This is a genomic window from Kribbella sp. NBC_01484, assembly GCF_036227145.1.
Taxonomy (GTDB): domain Bacteria; phylum Actinomycetota; class Actinomycetes; order Propionibacteriales; family Kribbellaceae; genus Kribbella.
The window spans coordinates 5,914,987-5,931,470 of sequence record NZ_CP109437.1 but is presented as its reverse complement, the minus strand read 5'-3'; the positions used below and the strand labels follow the sequence as shown (position 1 = coordinate 5,931,470).

At 68.8% G+C, this 16,484-nt stretch carries 13 protein-coding genes; 11 read left to right on the top strand and 2 right to left on the bottom strand.

Annotation, left to right across the window (positions count from 1 at the left end; translation table 11 throughout):
- Positions 1-15: 15 nt before the first annotated feature.
- The 7 genes from OG555_RS28970 to OG555_RS28940 all read left to right on the top strand — a co-directional run bounded on the left by OG555_RS28970 (position 16) and on the right by OG555_RS28940 (position 8,167).
- Positions 16-1,599, top strand: a complete 1,584-nt coding sequence (locus OG555_RS28970) for an amino acid permease (protein ID WP_329475710.1) — start codon at positions 16-18, stop codon at positions 1,597-1,599.
- A complete protein-coding gene (locus OG555_RS28965; RefSeq protein WP_329475709.1) occupies positions 1,596-2,198 on the top strand; it encodes a DUF1989 domain-containing protein in 603 nt (200 codons plus the stop codon). The genes OG555_RS28970 and OG555_RS28965 overlap by 4 nt, the downstream gene beginning before the upstream one ends.
- Entirely contained in the window at positions 2,195-2,812 is a 618-nt protein-coding gene (locus OG555_RS28960; RefSeq protein ID WP_329475708.1) for an urea amidolyase associated protein UAAP2, read from the top strand. Before OG555_RS28965 ends, OG555_RS28960 begins: the two co-directional genes overlap by 4 nt.
- A gap of 2 nt (positions 2,813-2,814) precedes the next feature.
- Positions 2,815-4,767, top strand: a complete 1,953-nt coding sequence (locus OG555_RS28955; RefSeq protein ID WP_329475707.1) for a 5-oxoprolinase/urea amidolyase family protein — start codon at positions 2,815-2,817, stop codon at positions 4,765-4,767.
- A complete protein-coding gene (locus tag OG555_RS28950; protein WP_329475706.1) occupies positions 4,764-6,344 on the top strand; it encodes an allophanate hydrolase in 1,581 nt (526 codons plus the stop codon). The genes OG555_RS28955 and OG555_RS28950 overlap by 4 nt, the downstream gene beginning before the upstream one ends.
- A gap of 217 nt (positions 6,345-6,561) precedes the next feature.
- Complete coding sequence (locus OG555_RS28945; protein ID WP_329475705.1) at positions 6,562-6,867, top strand: NIPSNAP family protein; 306 nt, start codon at positions 6,562-6,564, stop codon at positions 6,865-6,867.
- 121 nt (positions 6,868-6,988) lie between these two features.
- Positions 6,989-8,167 carry a M20 family metallopeptidase gene (locus OG555_RS28940; RefSeq protein WP_329475704.1) on the top strand — a complete coding sequence of 393 codons (1,179 nt, stop codon included), beginning with the start codon at positions 6,989-6,991 and terminating at the stop codon, positions 8,165-8,167.
- 6 nt (positions 8,168-8,173) lie between these two features.
- On the opposite strand, the gene OG555_RS28935 is transcribed toward OG555_RS28940, so the two are convergent.
- Positions 8,174-9,085 (bottom strand): cation diffusion facilitator family transporter, encoded by a 912-nt coding sequence (locus OG555_RS28935; RefSeq protein ID WP_329475703.1) that lies wholly within the window; start codon positions 9,083-9,085, stop codon positions 8,174-8,176.
- Between the two features lie 45 nt (positions 9,086-9,130).
- Between OG555_RS28935 and OG555_RS28930 the strand changes: the two genes are divergently transcribed.
- Positions 9,131-9,778 carry an ArsR/SmtB family transcription factor gene (locus OG555_RS28930; protein WP_329475702.1) on the top strand — a complete coding sequence of 216 codons (648 nt, stop codon included), beginning with the start codon at positions 9,131-9,133 and terminating at the stop codon, positions 9,776-9,778.
- Positions 9,779-9,915: 137 nt separating this feature from the next.
- On the opposite strand, the gene OG555_RS28925 is transcribed toward OG555_RS28930, so the two are convergent.
- Positions 9,916-13,089 carry an FAD-binding and (Fe-S)-binding domain-containing protein gene (locus OG555_RS28925; protein WP_329475701.1) on the bottom strand — a complete coding sequence of 1,058 codons (3,174 nt, stop codon included), beginning with the start codon at positions 13,087-13,089 and terminating at the stop codon, positions 9,916-9,918.
- Between the two features lie 168 nt (positions 13,090-13,257).
- On the opposite strand from OG555_RS28925, the gene OG555_RS28920 reads away from it, so the two are divergent.
- From OG555_RS28920 to OG555_RS28910, 3 genes are all read left to right on the top strand, one after another.
- Entirely contained in the window at positions 13,258-13,905 is a 648-nt protein-coding gene (locus OG555_RS28920) for a GntR family transcriptional regulator (RefSeq protein ID WP_329475700.1), read from the top strand.
- 104 nt (positions 13,906-14,009) lie between these two features.
- Complete coding sequence (locus tag OG555_RS28915; RefSeq protein WP_329475699.1) at positions 14,010-15,335, top strand: amidase family protein; 1,326 nt, start codon at positions 14,010-14,012, stop codon at positions 15,333-15,335.
- Between the two features lie 181 nt (positions 15,336-15,516).
- Positions 15,517-16,464, top strand: coding sequence for a MerR family transcriptional regulator (locus OG555_RS28910; RefSeq protein ID WP_329475698.1), 948 nt, complete (start codon positions 15,517-15,519; stop codon positions 16,462-16,464).
- Positions 16,465-16,484 lie beyond the last annotated feature (20 nt).

Below are 16,484 nucleotides of genomic sequence, written 5' to 3'. Positions count from 1 at the left end.
CCGATGGAGGCCGGAATGTCAGCCACCCCTGAAACACTGACCTCACCCACCGACGACCTCGGCGCGAACGACCTGGGCCGGTTCGGCTACACCCAGCAGCTCTCGCGCCGGGTCGGCAGCTACGCCTCGTTCGCGGCCGGCTTCTCGTTCGTGTCGATCCTCACCACGGTCTTCCAGTTGTTCGGACTGGGCTTCGGCTTCGGCGGTACGGCGTTCTTCTGGACCTGGCCCGCGGTCCTGGCCGGCCAGCTGATGGTGGCGTTGTGCTTCGCCGAACTCGCCGCGCGCTACCCGTTGTCCGGAGCGATCTATCAATGGGCCAGGCGGCTCGGCGGCGCCGTCGTCGGCTGGTTCGCCGGCTGGACGATGGTGATCGCGCAGATCATCACGCTGGCCACCGCGGCGATCGCCCTGCAGGTCGTGCTGCCCGCGGTCTGGTCCGGCTTCCAGCTGGTCGGGACCGACTCGGCGCTCTCGTCGAAGGATGGCGCGGCGAACGCCGTCGTCCTGGGCTGCCTGCTCCTCATCGCCACCACCCTTCTCAACGCGACCAGCGTCCGCATCACCGCGGTGGTCAACTCGGTCGGCGTGACCTGCGAGCTGGTCGGTGTCGTGCTGATCGTCCTTTTGTTGACAACCAGAGCCGAGCGCGGGCCGTCCGTCGTACTGCACACGACGAACCTCGACAGCACCACCGGGTACGTCGTACCGCTGCTCATCTCGGCGCTGATGGCGGCGTACGTGCTGGTCGGGTTCGACAGCGCGGGTGAGTTGTCGGAGGAGACCCACCGGCCGCGGGCGACCACGCCCCGGACGATCATCCGGGCCGTTGTCGCGTCCGGGATCGGCGGCGCGTTCCTCATCGTCGCCGCGCTGATGGCGGCGCCCTCGCTGACCGACGGGGACCTCGCGACGCAGGGTCTCCCCTATGTACTGACCAGCCGGCTTGGTTCGACGGCCGGCAAGCTGCTGCTCCTCGACGTCGCGCTCGCCGTGTGCGTCTGCACGCTCGCGATCCAGACCGCAGCTGCGCGGATGATCTTCTCGATGGCACGCGACAACGTCCTGCCGGCGTCGCGTCAGTTGCGCCAGGTGTCCCGCCGAACCGGCACGCCGGTCGCGGCGACCATCGTGCCCGGCGTCCTCGCCGCCGTCTGCCTGGTGGTGAACGTGGGCAACGCGGGCCTGTTCCTCGGCCTCGCCAGCGTTTGCATCATGCTGCTCTACGTCGCGTATCTGATGGTGACCGCACCTCTGCTGGTACGACGGCTGAGCGGCAACGGACCGGCCGCCGGGGTCGATGAACAAGGCCGGCCGCTGTTCTCGCTCGGACGGTTCGGTCTGATTGTCAACATCGTCGCGGTTTCCTACGGGCTCGCGATGGCGATCAACCTCGGTTGGCCGCGGGCTGAGGTGTACGACCCGGCCGGCGCGGGCTGGTATCTGCACTATCTGCCGCTGATCACCCTCGCGATCGTGGGCCTCGGCGGAGTGATCGCCTACCGGTACCAGCGCCGCGCGTACCACGCCTCGATCGGCCTGGTCCTGCCGTCAGCTGCGGCGCCCGCCGTCGCCGAAGCGGAAGGAGCCGGCGCATGAACCACGAGATCCCTGCCGCCGCGGCCTGGTCGGCACCGGTCCGGGCGGGGCGAAGCATGACCCTCACCGCACTGGCCGACGGCGCGAATGCGTCGGTGCTGATCATCGGGTCCGACCGGCTCGATCGGCTGAACATCCCGGACACACTGAAGTCGCAGATGTCCGCGCGGATCCGCACCGGCATGGTCCTGATGTCCGACCGCGGCCTCGCCCTGGCGACCGTTCTCGCATCGACGCTCGATTGGCACGACTGCCTCACCGGCGGGCGCCCCGATCGATTGGTGCTGCTCGAACTGGCCAAGCACGGTTTCGGAGCAGCCGATCTGCATGCCTGCATCAACTTCTTCTCGAAGGTCGCGATCTCTGACGACCCGCGCGCATCGCTGGCGTTCGTACCGGCACACGCACGAGCCGGTGACACCGTGACACTGCGAGCCGAGCAGGACCTGCTGGTCGTCATCTCCACCGCGCACCATCTGCTGTCCGACGGTCCGGCCGCGGGAGTCGCCGTACACATCGAAGCGGCCACCCCAGGCGATCCGGAGCTTCGCGAGGAAGCTGTGCGTGCGCTCGAGCTGACCCGGGAGCTGATCGCGTGACCATCACCGAGACGGGTACCGCTCTGGATACCGTGGTCGAGCCTGGCGATGGCGCACTGCTCACCGTGCCGGCAGGTGGTCGATTGCAGATTGTCGACTTGCAGGGCAATCAGGCTGTCGACACCTTGCTGTACGACGCGCACGACATCGACAACCGGTACTCTGCCTTCGACACGATCCGCGAGCAGCGGGCTGTCTTCCTCACGGCCGGATCACGGCTGTTGTCGACCAGGCTCGACGAGCTCGCGGTGATCAGCGACGACACCTGCGGCCGGCACGACACCGTCGGCGGCGCGTGTTCCCAGGAGAGCAACGTCATCCGGTACGGCGAGCACACCCGGCACCAGCACGCCTGCCGCCAGACCTTCCTCTGGTACGGCGCGCAGGCCGGCATCGGGCAGCGTCAGCTCACCCACAACATCAACTTCTTCATGAACGTCCCCGTCACCTCCGGCGGAGACCTGAGGTTCGACGACGGTCTCTCCGCCCCGGGCCGGTACGTCGAGCTCACCGCCTCCCGGGACATCCTGGTGCTGATCAGCAATTGTCCGCAGGTCAACAATCCCTGCAACGGCTGGAATCCGACGCCGATCCAGCTCGTGGGCTGGTGGTGACAGTGGCCGTCATCACCATCGTCAATCCGGGGACGCAGACCACGATCCAGGACCTAACCGGCCGGCCGGGGCTCTGGGACGTCGGCGTACCGCCTTCCGGCGCGGCCGACGAACTGACCTTCGCACTGGTCAACGCCGCGGTGGGCAACCCGGACAGCGCGGCCGGACTGGAGTGTGTGGTCACCGGACCAGTGCTGACCTGCGACGAGGACCGTCTGATCTGCGTTGGTGGCGCGGTCCGCAACGCGACGATCGACGGTTTCCGCGTCCGCCCTGGCATGGTCGTCCGCCTGCCCGCCGGGGCCGTGCTCGACCTGGGTGCGTTCGACGGCCCGGGCCTGCGCGCGTACCTGGCGATCGAAGGCGGCCTGGATGTCCCGCGCGTCCTCGGCAGCCGATCGACCTTCGTGCTCGGTGGTTTCGGCGGTCACGACGGCCGCGCGCTCGCGGCAGGCGACCAACTCCCCTTGGGCCGGCGGGAGAACCTACTCACTCCGCTGTCTGTCGACCTTCCGGAGCTCTCAGGCAGTTGGCGAGTCCGGGTGATCGCCGGCCCGCACGGCGCCCCGGACCATCTCACCGCTGAGGGTGTCGACGAATTCTTTGCCAACAGTTGGATTGTCGACCATCGCTCCGATCGCACCGGGATCAGGCTGGTCGGACCGGTGCCGGGCTGGGCCAGGACCGACGGCGGTGAGGCCGGATTACATCCCTCCAACGTGCACGACTCCGCGTATCCGGTCGGCGGCATCATGCTGTCCGGAGACACCCCGGTCATCGTCGGAAAGGACGGCCCGTCGCTCGGCGGCTTCGTCGTACCGGCCGTGGTGATCGAGGCCGATCGATGGATGCTCGGGCAGCTCCGCGCCGGCGACACGGTCGACCTGGTCCCGGTGACGATGGCCGCGGCGACCGAAGCAATCCGGGTACGGCGTCATTGGTTGAGTGATCTCCGGCAGGACCCGGCCGAGCTCGCCTCCCCGATCAGCACCACGGACCGTCCGAAGGCTCTGCACCACGCCGAACGCGCGACCACGGCTCCGCCGTACACGATCAGATGCGCGGGCGAGCGGCACCTGCTGGTCGAAGCAGGACCGGCCGAGCTCGATCTCACGGTCCGGGTGTGGATGCATCTGCTGGCGCAGTCCTTGCGTGCCGACCGGCCGGACGGTGTGACGGAGATCGTCGAGGGTGTGCGGTCGATGCTGGTGGCGGTCGACTCGTCGCGGCTCGCGCTGACCCAGCTCGCCGAGCGACTGGCGTTCCTCGCCGCCGGGCTCGAGGATCCCGAGACCGTGGTGCTGCCGGCGCGCGAGGTGACGCTGCCGATCGCGTTCGACCACCCGGAGGCCCATGAGGCGATGCGCCGGTACGCGACCTCGGTCCGGCCGGACGCACCCTGGTGCCCGGACAACGTGGAGTTCATCCGGCGGGTCAACGATCTGCGCGAACGCGACGAGGTCTTCGAGATCGTGCAGGCCGCGACGTACCTGGTGGTCGGACTCGGCGACGTCTACCTCGGCGCGCCGGTCGCCGTACCGATCGATCCGCGGCACCGGCTGGTGACGACGAAGTACAACCCGGCGCGCACCTGGACGCCGCAGAACGCGGTCGGGATCGGCGGGATCTACCTGTGCGTTTACGGGATGGAGGGACCCGGCGGCTACCAGTTGGTCGGCCGGACCGTCCCGGTCTGGCGGCTCTCCCCCGCCGACGAGCAGCCTTGGTTGCTGCGGCAGTTCGACCTGATCCGCTTCACCCCGGTGAGCGCCGAGCAACTCGCCCATGAGCGAGCCGAGATCGCAGCCGGCCGGGCCGACCTCCGGGTCACCCCGTCCACGTTCTCGATCGCCGACGTACGCCGCATCGAACAGGAGGCACCCGTGGACATCGCAACCCTACGAGCCAAACGCCGAGCCGCCTTCGAGGCCGAGCGGGCCCGGTGGGGCGCATGAACGAATGGATCACCCGCGTCGAGCCGGTCGAAGCTCGGCCCGGGCCGCTGCATGGGCTCACGATGGCGTTGAAGGACAACATCGACCTGGCTGGGGTGCCGACGACCGCTGGAGATCCGCGCAATGCCGAGCCGGCGGCGCACAACGCCTTTGTGGTCGACCGGTTGGTTGCAGCGGGCGCCGTACCGCTCGGGAAGACGAATCTCGATCAGTATGCGACCGGGCTGGTTGGCACGCGGTCGCCGTACGGCGCTTGTCACTCGGTCTACTCGGCGGAGCATGTGTCGGGTGGATCGAGTTCGGGCAGCGCAGTCGCGGTTGCGAGCGGGCAGGTCGACTTCGCGCTCGGTACGGACACCGCCGGGAGCGGCCGGGTGCCGGCTGCCTTCAATCGGATTGTCGGCATCAAACCGAGTCGCGGGATCGTCTCCGCGCGTGGCGTCGTACCGGCCTGTCGGTCGCTCGACTGCGTGACGGTGATGGCCCGGTCGGTCGCCACTGCGCGCCGCGCCTTCGATGTGATGGTTGCCTTTGACCCGGAGGACGCGTGGTCCCGGCGGTACGAGTCGCTGCCGCACAGCCGGCCGGGCCGAGTGCCCGGGTCCCCCGCGGTGATCGGCGTACCGGATGTGTCTCTCGCGCTCGACCCACTGCACGAGGAGGCGTGGCAGGCGACACTGGACCAGGCTTATCGGCTCGGCGACGTGGTGAAGGTGGATGTTCAGCCGCTGCTGGCAGCCGCCGACCTGCTGTACTCCGGCCCTTGGCTGGCCGAGCGTTGGCTGGCCTTCGGGGACAAGCTCGTCAATGATCCGGCGGTGGACCCAACTGTGCGGTCGATTGTCCACAATGGTGCCGCCCTGACCGCGGCCGATGCGTTCGCCGGGTTCGATCGACTGGCGATCCTGGCGCGGGCGAGCGAACACCTGTGGACGCAACTCGACGCACTGCTGCTGCCGGTGACGCCGGAGCATCCAACCCTGGCGGAGGTCGCGGCGGATCCGATCGGCGTGAACAGCCGGCTCGGACGATTCACCAACATGGTCAACCTGCTCGATCTGTGCGCTGTCGCCTTCCCCGGGCCGGACCGGAGCGACGGGCTGCCGTTCGGGATCCAGTTGCTCGCGCCGGCGGGGCACGACCGCGTACTGATCGACCTCGCGGCGACCTGGGGTGGTGAACCCGCGGAGGAGATCCTGCTCGCGGTCGCGGGTGCACATCTGTCCGGGCAGCCGCTCAACCACGAACTGGTACGACGGGGTGGACGGCTCGCGTTCGATGCGCGGACGGACGCGTCGTACCGGATGTATCTGGTGGACGGACCGCGGCCTGGTCTGACCCGGACAGTGCCGGATCAGGGCGGCGCCGGGATCGAGGTGGAGGTCTGGAGTTTGCCGGCGCTTGAGTTCGGCGGGTTCTTGGCGACGGTCGAGCCGCCGTTGGCGATCGGCCCGGTGGAGTTGTCGGACGGGCAGCGGGTGCTCGGGTTCGTGTGTTCGGCTGATGGCGCGGATCCGGCGCGCGACATTACGTCGTACGGCGGCTGGCGCGCGTACCTGGCAGGGAGGTCGGCCTAGGCCAGGGCTGTCTCAGCGCGGTGACCGGTCGAGAGTGCGCGCGGTTCTCAGCTGCCTCGCAGTCCGATGCTTTGTCCTCGAGGTGCGGCTCCAGGGAAGAAGCGGTCCGGATACAGTCGTCCGGTGTCCCGGTCTCGCGGGCGACGAGCACGGGCGCGGCGAGTCCGTCCGCGAGACTCCGGAATGCATCAGGGCGGCGAGAGCAAGGAGGAGCGAGATGATCACGTGCGTCGTCGACTACGTCATCGATCCGGCGGAGATCGAGGCGTTCGAGGAGTTCGGCCGGCGGTGGATCGAGCTGGTCGAGCGGCATGGTGGTACTCATCACGGGTACTTCTTGCCTGCGGAAGGCGCCAGCGATCGGGCGCTTGCGTTGTTCAGTTTCCCGAGCCTGGCGGCGTACGAGAAGTACCGCGCGCTGTTCGGGGTGGATCCGGATTTCGTTGCCGCGGACAAGATTCGGGACGACAGCGGGTGCGTGCTGCGTTACGACCGCAGCTTCCTCCGCCCGCTCGAGCGGTGAAGGTTTCCGCTGCCGGCCTCGGAGGACGATGCGGCGGAGTCGGCGCGGCAGTTGTTCCGATCACGTCGTACGGCGGCTGGCGGGCCAACCTGACCGGGAGGTCGGCCTAGGCTAGGGCAGCATGAGCGTGACGTCCGCCGAGCAGGCTGTGCTGGATCGTATCGACGAGGATCTGCTGGTGCGGGTCACCACGGAACTGTTGCGGGCGCCTGGGCAGAACCCGCCCGGCGATGAGGCGGCGACAGTCGCGGTTCTGGCCGCGGCAGGCCGGGAGCTCGGGCTCGAGGTGGTCACCACGCCCGTCGAGCCCGGCCGCGACAACCTCACCATCACTCTTGCCTCCGGCAATGATGCGGGGGTGTTGCTGCTTGGGCACACGGACGTCGTGCCTGTTGGTGACGGGTGGACGACCGATCCGTTCGGCGGGGAGGTTCGCGACGGGCGGATCTACGGCCGCGGCGCCTCCGACATGAAGGGCGGCCTCGCGGCGGCCCTGGTTGCTCTCGCCGCGCTGCGCGGCACCCGCCTGAGCGGACCGGTCGAGCTGGCGGCGGTCATGGACGAGGAGGAGACCGGCAAAGGCATCCGCGCGTACGTCGCCGACACGCAGCGATCCTTCGTCGGGTGCGTCACCGCCGAACCGACCGACCTGCAGACAATCATCGCCGCTCGGGGCGACTCGTACCTACGCGTCGCAGTCCACGGCCGAGCCTGTCACGCCGGCAACCCGGCAGATGGCGCGAACGCGATCTACGGCGCGGCCGCAGTCGTCGCCGAAATCGAACGGCTGCACACGATCCTTGCCGCCGACCCCCATCCGCTGCTCGGCCCCGCCACCTGGAGCGTGGGTCAGATCAACGGCGGCACCGGCGGATCGATCGTTCCGGCCGAGTGCGTGATCGTCGCCGACCGCCGGCTCCTCCCCGGCGAGTCGCCGGCCGCCGTACTCGACGATCTCCGTCACCGCGTCGCGGCGCTCCGGCTGGAGGACCGTGGGCTGACGGTCGACCTCGACATGCCGATGGAGATGCCCGCCTTCGAGACCGCGGCCGATACCGACCTCGTCCGCATCACCGAGGCCGCCCGGGTCGACGCCGGCGGTCCCGAGCTCCCATTGGGCGGCTGGACCGCGGCTTGCGACGGTGGGTACGTCGCCCGCGATCTCGGCGTACCCGTCGTCGTCCTCGGCCCCGGCTCGGTCACAACGCAGGCGCACCGTGCCGACGAATCCGTGGCGATCCACGAGCTCGTGACGGCTGCCCGCGCGTACGCCCTCACCGCCCTGCGCCTTCTGAGCTGAACAGGATCAGCCCCCGGCAGGGCTTACGTGCACTGTGGCGCTGTGGAGTTTGGGCAGGGAGTGGGACAGGCGGTGGTGGGCGTCATGCGCAATCGCGTGTGCATCGGCGAGAGTCAGGGACGGATCGACGACAACGCTCGTCTCGGCCCGGATGCGATGTCCCGTCCAGCGGAGGCGGAGGTCCTCGATCGCGGTCACGCCGGGCGTGCCACGCAGGGTGGTCTCGGCGGTGACGAGCAGCTCCGGATCGATCGCGTCCATCAGCCGCCGGTAGACGTCGGTCCACGCGCTCTTCAGTACGACGAGGATCGCGACCGTGATACCGAGGCCGACGAGTGGGTCGGCCAGCGGGAAGCCGGCCAGTACGCCGATCGCGCCGAGCACGACCGCGAGTGAGGTGAACCCGTCGGCGCGGGCATGCAGTCCGTCCGCGACCAGCGCCGCGGAGCCGATCCGGCGGCCGACCCGGATCCGGTACGCCGCGACGAGTTCGTTGCCGGCGAATCCGACCAGACCGGCGATGATCAGCACCGCCAGGTGCTCGGGTGGCCGCGGGTCGACGAGTCGGCGGATCGACTCGTACCCGGCGACGACTGCCGACAACGCGATCATCGCGACGATGAAGATCCCGGCGAGATCCTCGGCGCGCCCGTACCCATAGGTGTAGCGCCGGGTCGCCGGCCGGCGCGCCAGTACGAAGGCCGCCCAGAGCGGGACGGCGGTCAACGCGTCCGAGAAGTTGTGGATGGTATCGGCGAGCAGCGCAACCGAGCCGGTGAGGAGGACGAGACTGGCCTGGGCGATCGCGGTCAGGCCGAGGCCGGCCAGGCTGAGCTTGACTGCGCGGATGCCCTCTGCACTCCCTTCGAGCGCGGCGTCGACCGACTCCGCCGCGTCATGCCGATGCGGCCTGACCATCCGCACCACCCACCCGACCGCCCCGCGCCGCCCACCACCGGCCTCATGCCCATGCCCGTGACCGTGACCGAGCCCGTGATCGTGGCCGTGACCACGCCCGTGACCGCGATCGTCGCCTTGATCGTGATCGTGACCACGCCCGTGCTCGTGACCACGCTCGCCACCCGCCTCAAGACCATGCCCGCCACCGGCCTCGTGACCATCCCCGTGATCACGCCCGCGATCATGATCGTGGCCGTGACCGTGATCGTGCGATCGACCGTGATCCGCTGGAGCTCCTTGTCCTGCATTCATGAGATCATGTTATCTGCGCATCCATGCATATACGCAAGTAGGCAGGTCCCAGGTAGAGTGCCGGGCATGCACTCGTCGATCGACGATTTCGAGATGCCGAACGAGGAGCAGGTGCACCTCGCCGCCGAATCCTTCCGCCTGCTCGCCGACCCGACCCGGATCCGCGTGCTGTGGGCACTCCTCCAAGGCGAGTCGTCAGTCGCCTGCCTGGCCGAGCTCACCGGTGCCGCGCCTGCCGCCGTCAGTCAGCACCTGGCGAAACTCCGCCTAGCCGGCCTGGTCCGCGGCCGCCGCGAAGGCACGTTCGTCTACTACTCGGCCGCCGACCACCACGTCCGCAAACTCCTCGACCAGGCCCTCTTCCACGCCGACCACCTCGACCGCGACCTCCCCAACTAGCCACCGGGCAGTCGCACCACCGGCCCACGGCACCATCCGCACCAACAGGCAGCCGCGCCATCGCACCACCCGCCCACCGGGCCATCCGCACCGCCGCGCCCCTCGGCCGCCGCGCCCGCCGGGCTACCGGTGCACAGCTACAGCCGCGGGCCGCGGTCCTCGCCTTGCGGGCGGAGTGCGGTTGCGAGGAGTTCGGCCAGGTGGTGGGCTCGGCGTGAGGTGCCATGGGCGATCTGGGTGCGGCAACTGAAGCCGTCGGCCAGTACGGCGGTCGCTTCGGGCAACGCTCGTACGGCGGGGAGCAGAACGCGCTCACCAATCGCCCTCGAGACGTCGTAGTGGTCGCGCTCGAACCCGAAGTTGCCGGCCAGGCCGCAGCACCCGGAGTCGGGCACGGTGGCGTCGATGCCTGCCGCCGCCATCACCCGGCGATCGGCGTCGAACCCGAGCACAGCGTGCTGGTGGCAATGCGTCTGTACTAGCGCCTCTCCCCCGACCTGCGGAGGTTCCCAACCCGACTCGACCAGGAACTCGGCGAACGTCCGCGTAGCGTGCGCGGCCTGGTCGACGAGTGGATTGTCGGCAATCAGATCAGGTGCGTCGTGCCGGAGGGCCGCAGTACAACTCGGTTCGAGACCCACGATCGGCGTACCTGCGGCGAGATGCGGCGCGAGGATCCGCAGCGAACGGTTGAGGACGCGCCGGGCCTTCTTCAGCTGCCCGGTCGAGATCCAGGTCAGACCGCAGCACACGGGCTTGTCCGGCAGTACCACCTCGAACCCGGCCGCCTCCAGCACCTCGACCGCCGCCCGCCCGATCTCAGGCGCCAGGTGATCGGTGAACGTATCCGGCCACAACACGACCTTGCTGCCACCGGTCGACGAACCCCCACGAGCAGCAAACCAAGAAGTAAAGGTCTGCCGGGCGAAGGGCGGAACTTCGCGCTCGGCCGCGATCCCACCAAGCCGCTTGATCAGCCGCGCCCTCGCAAAACGATTCGCCAGCCCCGGTACCGGCGACGCGAGCCGGGCCCACAACGGCAGCCACCCCATCGACCAATGCGACAACGGCCGCGCCCATGGGCGGCGCGCGTAGTGATGCTGGGTGAACTCGGCCTTGTACGTCGCCATGTCCACATTGACCGGACAATCGGACAGACATCCCTTGCAGGACAGGCAAAGGTCCAACCCATCGCGTACTTCGGTCGACCGCCAGCCGTCCGCGATCACGTCGCCCTGCAGCATCTCCCAGAGCAGGTGCGCGCGGCCACGGGTCGAATGCAGTTCGTCGTGCGTCACCTGATAACTCGGGCACATCACGCCGCCCGAACTCTGCCGGCACTTGCCGATCCCCACACACCGGCGTTGCGCCTGCGCGAAGTCGTGCCCGTCGTCCGGATACGTGAAGATTGTCGGCAATCGACGATCCTTCGCCGGCCCGTCGTGACGGATCGCCAGGTCGAGCGGCGGCGGGTCGACGATCATGCCGGGGTTCATCACCCGCGCCGGATCCCAGATCTCCTTCAGTTCCGCGAACAGCCGCACCCCGTCGGTGCCGTACATCCGGCTGAGCAACTCCGACCGCGCCCGCCCGTCGCCGTGCTCCCCGGAGACCGAACCGCCCAACCCGACCACGAGCTCCGTCGCCTGCTCGACGAACTCCCGGTACCTCGCGATGCCGCGCGTACTGAGCAGGTCGAAGTCGATCCGCATATGCATGCAGCCCTCACCGAAATGCCCGTACGACGCCCCGGACAGATCATGCCTGCCCAGCAACTCGTCAAGGCCGCGAAGGTAAGCACCCAACCGCGCAGGCGGTACGGCGGCGTCCTCCCAACCACCCCACGCCTCAGCTCCATCCGCCCTCCGAGTCGCCAGCCCAGCCGCATCCGTCCGACACCGCCACAAAACAGCCTGAGCCGCCGGATCCGTCACCAGACTGGCCGTCGCAGCCGCCCCGCCCCCGACCGAGCCCAACCCCGCGGTCACCCCGAACGAAGCGGCGCCCGATGAGCCGGCCGCAGGTGAGCCGGCGGCAGGTGAGCCCGAACCCACGCCTGCCCCGGACGAGGCCGCGGCCCACGAGCCGGCAGCAGATGAGCGGGCAGCCGGCAAGCCCGAACCCGCAGCTCCCCCGGACGAGGCCGCGGCCGATGAGCCGGCGGCCGGTGAGCTCGGGCCGGTGGTTGTCGTAGTTGGGGCGGAGTCGCGGAGTTCGTCGAGCATGGCCTGGGCGGCGCGGGCGGCCAGCACCTCGTCGTCTCCGCCCATCTCGACGAGCAACCACGCCTTCCCCGCCGGCAATCCGGCGCGCACCGCGGCATCGCGGACCTCCGAAGGCAGGCGCTCGACCAGGTCGCTGTTGATGGATTCCATCGTCAGCGGGTGATGCCGCAACACGATCGGCACACAGTCCGCCGAAATGATCGAGTCCCCGAACCCGAGCACACACAAAACCTTTGCCTTCGGCAACTCACTCAACCGCACCGTCGCCCGCAGCGTCGCCGCCAGGCCGCCTTCGCTCCCAGAGAGCAGCGCCGCGACGTTGTACCCGTACTCCGGCAACAACCGATGCAGCGCATACCCGGAGATCTGCCGACTGAACTGCCCGAACCTCCGCCGGATCAGCAACTCATTCCGATCCACCAACGCTTGCAGCGCCCGGTGCACCTCCCCCTCACGCCCGAGCCTTGCCGCACACTCGGCACGGTCTCCGGTGGACCCGACCGTCATCCTGGTGCCGTCCGCAAACACCACATCGAGCGATTGCAGATTGTCGGCAGTCGTCCCCCAGGCCACGGAATGCGCCCCGCACGCGTTATTGGCAATCATCCCGCCGAGCGTCGCCCGGCTCCCCGACGACGGATCCGCCCCGAACGCCAAGCCGTACGGCCTCACCGCCGCCAGCAGGTCCGTCAACACGACCCCCGGCTCGACGACCGCCGTCCGCGCGCCCGGGTCGATGTCCAGAATCCGGTTCACATGCCGCGATGCATCGATCACCACGCCACCGATCGCGTTGCCGGCCATCGACGTACCCCCGCCGCGCAGCACCACCGGCGCCCCGGCCGCCGCGGTCAGCGTGACCGCGATCGCCAACTCCTCGGCATCGGCCGGTACGACGACCAAGTCAGGTACGGCGCGATAGTTCGAACCGTCCGTCGCGTAGAGCGCCCGGGTCCGTCGGTCGTCCGCCACGGACCCCTTGAGTTCCCGGCGAAGACCGGCCGCCAGCCGCGCGACGTCGTACCCGAGACCGGAGCCCGCCCGCGGATCGACTCTTCCAGCGGCGAGATTGTCTGGGGTTAGCATTGTCGACAATCTACCTATTTGCGCGCCGGTCAGCCAGGAAGAGGCGGCGATCGGCAAGCCAGTGCTCACCGCCAACCAGGTGACGGTGTGGAAAGGGCTCGATTTGCTTGGCCCAGTACCGTCTCTGCCAAGCTTGGGCAGTCTGTTTTCATCAAGGGGGACCTACGCGTGACCAGTTACATCGAGCCGCTGACGCAGGAGTCGACGCCGAGCATCATCGCCGACAAACTGCGCAAGGCGATCGGAGCCGGCGAGCTCAAGCCCGGCGCCCAGCTCGGCGAGGCGGACCTGGCCCGCAAGCTCGGCGTCAGCCGCGGGCCGCTCCGGGAAGGCATGCAGCGGCTCACCCAGGAAGGCCTGCTGGTCCCGATCCGCAACCGCGGCCTGTTCGTCATCGACATGACGGTGGACGAGATCCGCGACATGTACCTGGCCCGCGAGGCGATCGAACGCACCGCCGCCCGCCTCGTAGTCGCCGGCGACTACGAGGCGGCTGGCGACGAACTCCTCGCCGTAGTCCGCAAAATGAGCGAAGCCGAAGGCGACCCAGCCGCCGTCGGCGAGATCGACATCGCCTTCCACGAACTCCTGGTCCACTTGGCCGCCAGCCCCCGCCTGACCCGAATCCACAAAACCCTCATCACCGAAACCCGCATGTGCATCCACGCCCTCGCGGCCACCTACTCGGGCGCGGAGGCCCGCGTCGACGAACACCGACACATCGCCGAAGCCATCCGCGCCGGCGACCACCTCCAAGCCGACGACCTCCTAGCCGCCCACATGGAAGACGCCATCGCCCGACTCACCAGCCGCTAGTTAGCGGTCGGCGGTTAGCCGCAGGGTGTCAGCTGGTGCTAGGTCCTTTCGGCGGCTGGTGGGTTGGTTGACTCTGACACTGTGTGAGGGCGTAGACCGGCGGCATGACGACGACGGCTACGGAGATTGCGGAGCGGATTCGGCGCGGTGAGGTCACGTCGCGGGCGGTGACCGAGGACGTGCTGGCGCGGATCGCGGGTGACGACGCGGTGAACGCGGTCGTGGAGACGCGGGCGGAGTTTGCACTGCTGGCCGCGGATGCGGCTGATGCGGCTGTCGCGGAGGGGCGCGCGGTCGGACCGCTGCATGGCGTACCGATAACGATCAAGGAGTGCTTCAACGTCGCGGGGATGCGTACGACGTGGGGCAATCCGGCGTTCGCGGAGTACGTCGCGGATCGGGACGCGACTGTGGTCGAGCGACTCAGCCGGGCCGGCGCGATCATTGTCGGCAAGAGCAATGTCCACACCATGCTCGCGGATTTCGGGCAGACCTCGAACGAGATCTATGGACGGACGAACAACCCCGCCGACCTCTCCCGTACGCCGGGCGGCTCGAGCGGAGGTGGCGCGGCGGCGCTGGCCGCGGGACTGAGCTACCTCGAGTACGGGTCGGACCTCGTCGGGTCGATCCGGCTGCCCGCGGCGTACTGCGGTGTCTACGGGCTGAAGCCGACCACCGGACTGGTCCCCCTGCAGGGCTTCCAGGTGCCAGGGCCGCCGGAACTGCCGAACGAGTTCCCGAACTTGTCGACAATCGGACCACTCGCGCGATCGGCCGCAGACCTGCGGACGGCACTGCAGGTGACCGGCGGGCCGGCGGCGCCGTTCTCGTGGGAGCTTCGGCCCTCGCGGCGGCAGCGGCTTGCGGACTTCCGGGTCGGCGTTGTGTCCGACCATGCGGCCGCGCCCGTGTCGAGCGAGGTGGGCACGGCGCTGTCCGAGACGATCGATCGGCTCGGTCGGAGTGGCGCCAAGATCGTCGAGGGCTGGCCCGACGGGGTCGATCCCGAGGAGCAGGCCGAGGCGTTCGGATCCCAAGTCGAACTGTTCTTCGCGTTGCACGGCGGCGCGCCGACGTCCGCGAGTCTCGCCGAGGTGATCGAGCAGGAGCGTCGGCGGATGGTCACGCGGCAGAAGTGGCAGCAGTACTTCGAGGATGTCGACGTGTTCCTGTGTCCGACCAGCTTCACCGCTGCGTTCCCCCATGACGACCGGCCTTTCGAGGAGCGGACGATCAGGACTTCGTACGGCGAGCAGCGGTACGACGCTCAGGCGTTCTGGATTGCCCATGCCTCGCTGATCGGTCATCCCGCTCTCAGCATGCCGATCGGTCAGACGCCGAACGGTCTGCCCGTCGGCGCACAGGTGATCGGTCCGTGGCACGAGGACGACACCGCCATCACCTTCGCAGAACTGCTCTCCGCTTGAGTCACTCGGCAGTTGCTCGAGCCGGTGAGGACCTGCCGCCTGGCAGCGTCCGAGCGTCGCCCGGACGGGAGCGCGCGAACCTCGGCTCAGATGGGCGCACGCGAGCCTCGACTCAGATCGGCGGGCGCGCGCCTTCGGTCGGATGAGAGTGCGTTAGCGTCGAGTTGGAAGGGAGTGGGGATTGTTCGCCATCGGGGAGTTCGCGCGGCACGGGCGGGTGTCGGTTCGGATGTTGCGGCATTACGACGCGATTGGGCTGCTGCGGCCGGCGTACGTCGATCCGACGACGGGCTATCGCAATTACACCGCCGGGCAGTTCGCCGAGCTGAACCGGATCGTCGCGTTGAAGGATCTCGGCTTCGGCCTCGAGCAGGTGCGGACGATGATCGCGGACGAGATCAGCCCGGCCGAGCTGCTCGCATTGTTGACAATCCGACGCGCGGAACTGGAGTCGAGCGTCGCCGAGAGCTATGCCAGGCTTGCGCAAGTCGAGTCGCGGCTGCGTGGCATCACGGGCGATCTGCCCGCCGCCGACGTGGTGATCAAGGAACTGCCCGCGATCCGGCTGGTCGGACTGACCACCACGGCTGCGAGCTTCACTCCGGAGGACATCGTCCCGGTTATCCGTCCGCTCTGTAACGAACTCGGCTGCCGGCTCCCCGATGCTGATGTCCGACCGGTCGGCCGCTTGACGTGTCTGTACGAACGGTCGCGACCGCAGTCGGGCGAGGATGAGGACGAGGTCGTCGTACGCGCGACTGTCCCGGCCACTCTCGATGCCGACAGCAACCTGAAGGGGGCTGACAGCAACCAGGAGGCAGCCGGCCGCGACACCGAACGGGCTCGTGGCAGTGCGGCACTGGCTGACGGCAACGCGGAGCGGGTCGGCGGCAACCTCAATGGGCTTGAGGTGATTGATCTGCCGGCGGTGCGAGTTGCGACGCTGGTGTATCGCGGGCCGATCGACCAGGTGCTGCCTGCGTGGCAGGCGCTGGCTCGCTGGATCGACGACAACGGCTATCGGTCCAGCGAGCCTGCGCGGGAGCTCTACCTCGACTGCCCGGAGGACCCTGCTGACTGGGTCACCGAACTCCAAGAGCCGATCGAGCCATCAAGCCTTGGCGAGTAGTCAGGCTGTGGCGAGCAGTC

Excerpts from the sequence above, each read along its gene's own strand:
- OG555_RS28970 (WP_329475710.1), top strand. The coding sequence starts at position 16 with ATGTCAGCCACCCCTGAAACACTGACCTCACCCACCGACGACCTCGGC.
- OG555_RS28965 (WP_329475709.1), top strand. The coding sequence starts at position 1,596 with ATGAACCACGAGATCCCTGCCGCCGCGGCCTGGTCGGCACCGGTCCGG.
- OG555_RS28950 (WP_329475706.1), top strand. The coding sequence starts at position 4,764 with ATGAACGAATGGATCACCCGCGTCGAGCCGGTCGAAGCTCGGCCCGGG.
- OG555_RS28945 (WP_329475705.1), top strand. The coding sequence starts at position 6,562 with ATGATCACGTGCGTCGTCGACTACGTCATCGATCCGGCGGAGATCGAG.
- OG555_RS28940 (WP_329475704.1), top strand. The coding sequence starts at position 6,989 with ATGAGCGTGACGTCCGCCGAGCAGGCTGTGCTGGATCGTATCGACGAG.
- OG555_RS28935 (WP_329475703.1), bottom strand. The coding sequence starts at position 9,085 with ATGGTCAGGCCGCATCGGCATGACGCGGCGGAGTCGGTCGACGCCGCG.
- OG555_RS28930 (WP_329475702.1), top strand. The coding sequence starts at position 9,131 with ATGCCCATGCCCGTGACCGTGACCGAGCCCGTGATCGTGGCCGTGACC.
- OG555_RS28925 (WP_329475701.1), bottom strand. The coding sequence starts at position 13,089 with ATGCTAACCCCAGACAATCTCGCCGCTGGAAGAGTCGATCCGCGGGCG.
- OG555_RS28915 (WP_329475699.1), top strand. The coding sequence starts at position 14,010 with ATGACGACGACGGCTACGGAGATTGCGGAGCGGATTCGGCGCGGTGAG.